This is a genomic window from Bartonella sp. AP58NXGY (assembly GCF_042195785.1).
Lineage (GTDB): Bacteria > Pseudomonadota > Alphaproteobacteria > Rhizobiales > Rhizobiaceae > Bartonella.
The window spans coordinates 1-251 of the sequence record NZ_JBHIOY010000386.1; the positions used below are offsets into that span (position 1 = coordinate 1).

General features: G+C 43.8%; 1 protein-coding gene. It reads left to right on the forward strand.

The window, feature by feature from the left end:
• Positions 1 to 251 (forward strand): DUF4043 family protein (locus tag ACFINC_RS11595; RefSeq protein WP_375617295.1); only part of this gene is annotated, 251 nt, incomplete at both ends.

The following is a 251-nucleotide window of genomic DNA, read 5'->3' on the forward strand; positions in this document are numbered from 1 at the left end:
TACAGGTCAGTGGCTTGATATACAAAAGGCTGCTTATTCAGGTTCGCGTGCGAAGAATCCGATCTTTGATGGTTCACTAGGCATGTATAACGGTGTGATTTTACGTGAATCAGAACATGTGACGCATGGTGTAAAATCTGATGGCACCGTTGAAGAAAATGTACGTCGTGCTGTTTTACTTGGTGCACAAAGTGCGATGCTTGCCTTTGGAGCAGAAAATCAAGATACGCGCTATAAGTTGGTTGAAGAGC